A 6,762-nucleotide genomic window follows, 5' to 3' on the forward strand; every position below is an offset into this window, starting at 1 on the left:
GGGACCGAGGCCTCAAGGGCGAGCATCAGCACGCCGCAAAAATGCCAAACTCCAGTTTTCACTCCTCCAGGCGCTTGCGCCATTTCTCGATGGCCTGCAAAGCGTCGATCGGCGTCAGCTTGTGGGGATCGAGTTGGCGGATCTCCTTGATGACCTCGTCGGCCGGGTCGGCAAAGAGCAAGAGTTGATCGTCGCGTCGGTTACGGCGAGCGGTGCGGCGCGGAGCCCGACGGGTGGCCGAGAAGTTGGCCTCCAATTCGGCCAGGATCTCGCGGCTTCGGGCGATGACCTCCGGGCCGACGCCGGCCAGCTTGGCGACGTGTACGCCGTAGCTGCGGTCAGTCTTGCCGCGAACGATGCGGTGGAGGAAGACGACCTCGTCCTGCCACTCGCGGACCGCGACGTTGTAGTTCACCGCGCCGTTCATGTACTTCTCCAGCTCGGTCAGCTCATGGTAGTGCGTGGCGAAGAGTGTCCGGCAGCCGACGCCGACGACGAGTTGCTCGGCGATCGCCCAGGCCAAGGCCAGCCCGTCGAAGGTGCTTGTTCCGCGGCCGAGTTCGTCGATGATCACCAAGCTGGCTTCGGAGGCGTTGTTGAGGATGTTGGCCGCCTCGGTCATCTCGACCATGAAGGTGGACTGACCGCGGGTCAGTTCGTCGGAGGCCCCGATGCGGGCGAAGATCCGGTCGGCCGGCGTGAATCGCATCGACGCGGCCGGGACGTAGCTGCCCGTCTGAGCAAGTATCGTCAGCAGGGCAATCTGGCGGATGTAGGTGCTCTTGCCGGCCATGTTCGGCCCGGTCAGGATGGCCAGAGTTTCGGATTTAGAATTTGAGATTTGAGATTTGAGATCTGAGATGTCAGATTGCCGATCTGAGATTTCAGATTTGAGATCCGCTTGCGGCCCGAACAGACCGACAGAATCCGGTCGGATCGCGGCCGAATCTGTCTGGCTGACTGCTGATTGCTGACCGCTGGTTGCGCAATCTGTCTGGCTGACTGCTGATCGCCGGCCGCTGACCGCTGACTGCTGATCGCTGACCGCTCCCAGTCGGCAGTCATTCGGCACGAACTTCTCCGCCAGCGTCTGCTCCAGCACGGGGTGGCGGCCTTCGCAGATCTCCAGGGCGTTGCCTTCCACCATCTCCGGGCAAACATATCGCCGCTCATCGGCCAGATGAGCAAGGCCGGCGACCACATCGATCTCAGATATCGCCGCCGCAAGCTGCTGCAGCGGAGCGATCCGCTCAACGGCCCGCCGGCGGATGACCTCGAACAATTCCTGCTCACGGGCGATGGCCCGGTCGCGGGCCGTGAGGATCTCGGTCTCGTATTGCTTGAGTTCGTCGGTGATGTACCGCTCGGCGTTCTTGAGTGTCTGCTTGCGGACGTAATCGGGTGGAATCCGCGAGGCGTGTGCGTGGGTGATCTCGATGTAGTAGCCGAACACCTGGTTGTATCCGACCTTCAGTGAGCTGATACCGGTTCGTTGAATTTCGCGGGCCTGGTAGTCGGCCAGCCACTGCTGGGCATTCGAGCTCATGGTTCGCAACCGGTCCAGTTCGGCGTCGTAGCCGTCGGCGATGATCCCGCCCTCGTTGAGCACCTGCGGGGGATTCGGGCGCAAGGCCGTGGTGAGGAACTCGGCCAGGTCGTGCTCGCCGCGCAGGGCATCGCGGCGTTCGGCCAGGAAGGCACAGAGTCTGTCGCCGGTGATGCTGGTCTGAGCGGCCAGCCTGTCGAGAGTCGCCGCAATCCTCTCCACGCCGAGCAGCGTTTGCCCGAGTGCCAGAAGGTCGCGCGGCGAAGCCCGGCCCACGCCCAGCCTTGCAGTGATCCGTTCGATGTCCGCCAGCCTGCCCATCTCGGTGCGAAGCGTTTGCAGCAGGTGCCGGTCGGTCAGCAGGTCCGCGATGGCCCGCTGGCGCTCGCGGATCCGACCAGCATCGCGAAGCGGGGCTGCCAGCCAGCGGCGCAGACAGCGAGCGCCCATCGGCGTCGAAGTACGATCCACTGCCGCAAGCAGCGAGCCGCTGGTCGAGCCGCCTCGGATCGTCCGCTCGATCTCCAGCGACCGCCAGGTGGCCTGGTCGATCAGCACGAAGTCGTTCGTCTCGCGGCGGGTCAGTTTAACAATATGGTTGAGCGAGCCTTTCTGGGTCTCCGACAAATAGTCGATGATCGCTGCCGCGGCCGAGAGCGAGGCGTCGATGCGATCAAAGCCGAAGCCCTCAAGCGTAGCCACGCCGAAGTGCCGCCGAAGACGCTGGTCGGCCTGGTAGGGATCGAATACGTGTGCCGGCCGACGGGTCACCAGCAGCGAGGGGATGATCGGGTTCGGACCCGTCAGCTCCTTCACCACGTGGGCCAACGGATCGCGGACATCGATGGCCACTTCGGCCAGGAGTAGTTCGGCCGGCGAAAGGCGGACCAGTTCGTTGAGTATTTCCTTCGCAGCGACGGTCTGCACCCAGAATGCGCCGGTAGACAGCTCGACGCAGGCCAACCCGGTCTCGTCGCGACGATGGTGAAGGCAAACCAGATAGTTGTCCGCCTTACGTTCCAGCAGGGCGTCATCGGTGAGCGTCCCGGGGGTCACGATGCGGACGATGTCCCGTTTGACCACGCCCTTGGCCAGCTTGGGATCTTCGAGCTGCTCGCTGATCGCGACCTTGAAACCGGCCTTCACCAGTTTCGTGAGATAGCCTTCGAGAGCGTGATAGGGAATGCCGGCCAGAGGGACGGCCTGACCGTTGCGGTCTTTGCCCCGTGTGGTCAGGGTGATGCCCAAGACGCGCGCGGCGGTGATCGCATCATCGTAGAACGTCTCGTAGAAGTCGCCCATGCGAAAGAGCAGGAGGGCGTCCGGAGCGGCCGCTTTCTGCTCAATGTACTGGCGCATGGCCGGGGTCAGCCCCTCGGCCGGCGGCTCACATTTCGGCTTGGTGCCTTCCCGCGTCATCGCGGCGCTAATGTACGGCAAGGCGACCGGATTCTCAATTACGCATTGGAAGCATGTCAGTTGAGCCATCACGAGGTGCTGAATCGAGTCGGATCGGCGAATCGGCGACGTGGTCGAGAATGATCCGCGAAACCTCGCGCTGCACGGCCAGACTCGGCTTCCGCTGACGCTTGAGGGGCCACAGAGCCCGGTTCAAGCTGATCGCCTGCAACCTGGCCTTGTGGAAGAAAAGCAGGTACGGGCGAGCCAACTCGGACACACCGTCGGCCTGTTCCGCCGAACGCCGATCCCTGTAAGTCGAGTCACGCCGCCGCCGATCGTGGACCGCGACGATTCCCTCCGGCAGCGCAGGCAGAAGGTTCTTTTCGCCGAACTCGTTCCACCCCCTCCGCGAATGCCAGACCAGCAAGGCCCGCGCGCCCTGCCCTCGGAGAAACTGCCGCACCTTTTCCCGTTGTTTTCGCTCCTCTGTGATCATCTTGAAGACGAGGACAGGCGCCGTGAGAATCGCCGCGAAGGTGATCAGCACAGCCACAGGGGCGAAGCATATCTGCAGCAGCACACCGTACCACTTGATCGGAGCGCGTTTGCCTGAATGCGGTTTCATTGATGGCCCTGCAGAATCCAACACCGGCTGTTAGAAATTCCAACAGCAGATGTTACATTTTACACAGGATCGCACGCAAGACCGGTTTCATCTGAAGGTGTGTGTGAAAAGCGACGGGGGCGGGCGATGGGGCAGCGTCGAGCCTGCCTCGCCGCGGGCGGGGTCGCCGCGGCGACTGGGACCTGCCGCATTATTCGGTCACAACTTCGCCAATTCGGCCCCCACCGTGTCGCGGTGGGGCGTCCCGGCAGGTCTCCGCCACCTTTGGTGGCTTCGACCATGCCCTACCTTTTCCCACCCGTTCTGCGTGTCACCTGCAGTCGGTGTGCAGTTCCAGCCCCCGGCGGATCTTGGGCGTCTGGATCAGGGCCCGGATGATGTCCCAGGGCCACCAGATTTCCTTGTCCCCCAGCACGGCCACGTAGTCGCCGCCGATGCCGGCCGGGTCCCAGACCACGACGTAGTAGGTCCCCGGTGTCGAGAGCACCTGTTTGAACTCCGGGCCGTCATAGTATGACTTGTTGCCGAACGGCTCGTAGAAGGTCGGTCGTTGCGGATCAGAGTAGTTGGGTACGACGATCGCGCCGTAGCCGACGGGAAGCTCAAAAGGCAGCGACTCGGCCGGGACATCGAGCCCGGGGCCGACGATCGCAAAAGACGGCCGGAACTCCGCGTAGGCCGGGCAGATCGGCACAAGGGTCTCGACGAAGACCTGGGTCGAGCGGCGCAGGTTGAACTGGTAGACGTCGATGTCTTCCGTCGCCCCGTCGGCCATCTCAAGCCATGCATAAACCGCGATCGATTGGGCGATCGATCCGCGCACCCGGAAGGGCTTCTCCCAAGTGAAGTCGGTCGTCTCCAGGTAGGGAACGTGGGCCAGTGCGGTGCCGGCGGTCAGCAGTGTGCTCGCCCCAATCACGATGAGTTTCATCTGTTGACGAGTCATTGTGGAACCTCTTATGGGGTACCTGGCGGCAATAGTGGCGGCAGTCTGCTCCCAGAAAGCGCTTGTCAGGCAGCAAACCCGCAATGGTCATAACTTTGCTGCCCTGATTGTAGCGCCCCTGCAACGTCCGGCCAACGGGCAGGTTTTTGTCTGTGTCAGGGAAGCCGGCGCGGGGGTGATTATTCCTGGAATCGTCGCCAGCGTTGAGGCGGCCAGTAGATGGCCATGACCCGGCCGATGATATGATCGCCAGGCAGGACTCCCAGTTGATGACCTTCGGCCACAACCTCCCAGAGCCGGGAGTCCTTTGCCCTGGTGGTGTTGTCGCCGAGAACGTAGTACTCATCCGGGCCGAGATGGATCGGGTTGCCCTCACATCCGGCGCCGGGTTTTCCTCGCAACGACCGATCATCAACACCCATATAGAGCATGCTGGTATAGCCGGTCACGCCGGGCGGCGGCGATATCGACTGACCGTCGATCTGGAGCTGTCCGTCGACGATTTCGACGGTCTCGCCGGGCAAGCCGACGATCCGATTTACGATTTTCACGCCGGGACCGAACTGAGGGTGCTCAAACACCACCATGCTGTGACGGTGTACGTCAACTCCCTTGTGGGCCAGAAACTTGTCGCCTGGCATCAGCGTCGGCGACATGGCGCCGCTGCTGGTGACGAAAGCCTCAACGTAGTGGTCTCGAAGATGGTATGCGAGCAGGAATCGTGGGCTAGCAAAAGCCGTCGCCAGAAGAAAACCGATCCCGACAAGGTACCGCAGCCACGGCCGTCCGAGCATTCGACGGTCCGATCGGCGCCCCCCGATGAAGGCGTCGATGAGCATCAGGAGCACCAGGACGGTTTCGATGGCGGCCAGGCCGGCCGCGATCGGCAATGCGGCAGGGTACGCCAGACAGACCGCGCCCGCCAAGCCGATCGCGAGGCAGACCACAAGCCACAACACCCCCCGCCGGCGCCGCCCGGCGAAGAGCCGGCCCAGGCCGGGCAGCAGAATAGATGCAGCAACCGCCATGAAGCCCTTGCCCCAACCGTCTGGAACTTTGTCGAGCGCTGCGTAGTCCAGCACGGCAGGTTCGTGTGCTGTTGCGGCGGGTTCATCCGGTGGCATGGGGGTCTCCTATAATTCCCTGCGGCTCTGAACAACCGACCCTTGTTTACCTTATACTTCTGGGGGCAACCTGCAAAGCGCCCAACCGGCACGGCGTATGGGCTTCCCAATGACGACTCAGGTCGCGTGCCTGACCGCTTGCCGAGCTCTCTGCAGATGGCTTATGATCCGCATGAGATACTATTTGCCGTGCTAATGATTGTGAGGGAGCCCACATGGCCCGGATCGCGGTGCTGCAACACTTCTGGTGCGAGAATGCGGGTGTGTTTGAGCCGGCGCTTCAACGGCTTGGTCACAGCGTCGAAAACGTCGAGTTGTTCAACGGTAGTGCGGTGCCCGGCAAGCGTGATTTCGACGCTTGGATCGTCATGGGCGGCCCGATGAACGTGGATGAGACGGACCGGTACGCTTTTCTCGGTCCGGAGCGGGCTTTGCTTGCGGATCTGATCGCCGAGGATCGACCCGTTCTGGGGATCTGCCTAGGTTCGCAACTCATCGCCAGAGCGGCTGGCGCGAAGGTGTATCCCAAACGACCGAAGGAAATCGGCCTCTTCGAGATCAGCCTGTTGCCTGCGGCGGCCACCGATCCTCTTCTGTGCTTATTTGACGATCCCCAGGAAGTGTTCCAGTGGCACGGTGACACGTTTGATCTGCCTGCGCGTGCCGTTCATCTGGCTCGATCGTCCCGTTTCGAGAACCAGGCGTTTCGGCTTGGGCGGCGTGTCTATGCCTTTCAGTTTCACTTGGAATCGACCGGGAAGATGATCGACGATCTCAGCCGAGCCTGTGCCAGAGAGCTCATGGAGCTTCCGGCAGGCGAGGGTTTCGAACAATACCGGCCGAGGTTCCAGCAGGCTCTGGCCGCCCAGAACCGGCTGGCCGACAAGGTCATCGAAAGCTGGGCTGGCCTTTTCGATTGACAAGCCGGCACCCATTCATGGTATAACCTTATGTACATCAAGGGTTTGTGTTCATCAGACAGCCTTCGGGCGGGCTGGTTGGCTCAACTCGTCGCGGGCGGGGCGGGGCCAGAGTTGACAACCTGGCGAGACGGTGTACACTAATTCACGGGAAAGAGCCGATAGCTGTTCGTTGTGGACAGCTATTGAGGCGGGCCCCC

The 6,762-nt window shown here is 62.4% G+C and carries 5 protein-coding genes; 1 reads left to right on the plus strand and 4 read right to left on the minus strand.

Annotated elements, in window-relative coordinates; genetic code table 11:
* Positions 1–58: 58 nt before the first annotated feature.
* The 4 genes from mutS to lepB form a co-directional block, all read right to left on the minus strand.
* On the minus strand, positions 59–3,034 hold the full coding sequence (gene mutS, locus PLL20_21115; GenBank protein HPD32502.1) for a DNA mismatch repair protein MutS: 2,976 nt from the start codon (positions 3,032–3,034) through the stop codon (positions 59–61).
* Complete coding sequence (locus tag PLL20_21120; protein HPD32503.1) at positions 3,000–3,572, minus strand: hypothetical protein; 573 nt, start codon at positions 3,570–3,572, stop codon at positions 3,000–3,002. Before PLL20_21120 ends, mutS begins: the two co-directional genes overlap by 35 nt.
* Positions 3,573–3,882: 310 nt before the next feature.
* Positions 3,883–4,518 (minus strand): hypothetical protein, encoded by a 636-nt coding sequence (locus PLL20_21125; protein ID HPD32504.1) that lies wholly within the window; start codon positions 4,516–4,518, stop codon positions 3,883–3,885.
* Between the two features lie 179 nt (positions 4,519–4,697).
* Positions 4,698–5,642 carry a signal peptidase I gene (gene lepB, locus PLL20_21130; protein ID HPD32505.1) on the minus strand — a complete coding sequence of 315 codons (945 nt, stop codon included), beginning with the start codon at positions 5,640–5,642 and terminating at the stop codon, positions 4,698–4,700.
* Positions 5,643–5,857: 215 nt separating this feature from the next.
* Between lepB and PLL20_21135 the strand changes: the two genes are divergently transcribed.
* Entirely contained in the window at positions 5,858–6,562 is a 705-nt protein-coding gene (locus tag PLL20_21135; protein HPD32506.1) for a type 1 glutamine amidotransferase, read from the plus strand.
* The last annotated feature ends 200 nt before the right edge of the window (positions 6,563–6,762 follow it).

This window comes from Phycisphaerae bacterium, assembly GCA_035384605.1.
In the GTDB taxonomy this organism is placed as follows: domain Bacteria; phylum Planctomycetota; class Phycisphaerae; order UBA1845; family PWPN01; genus JAUCQB01.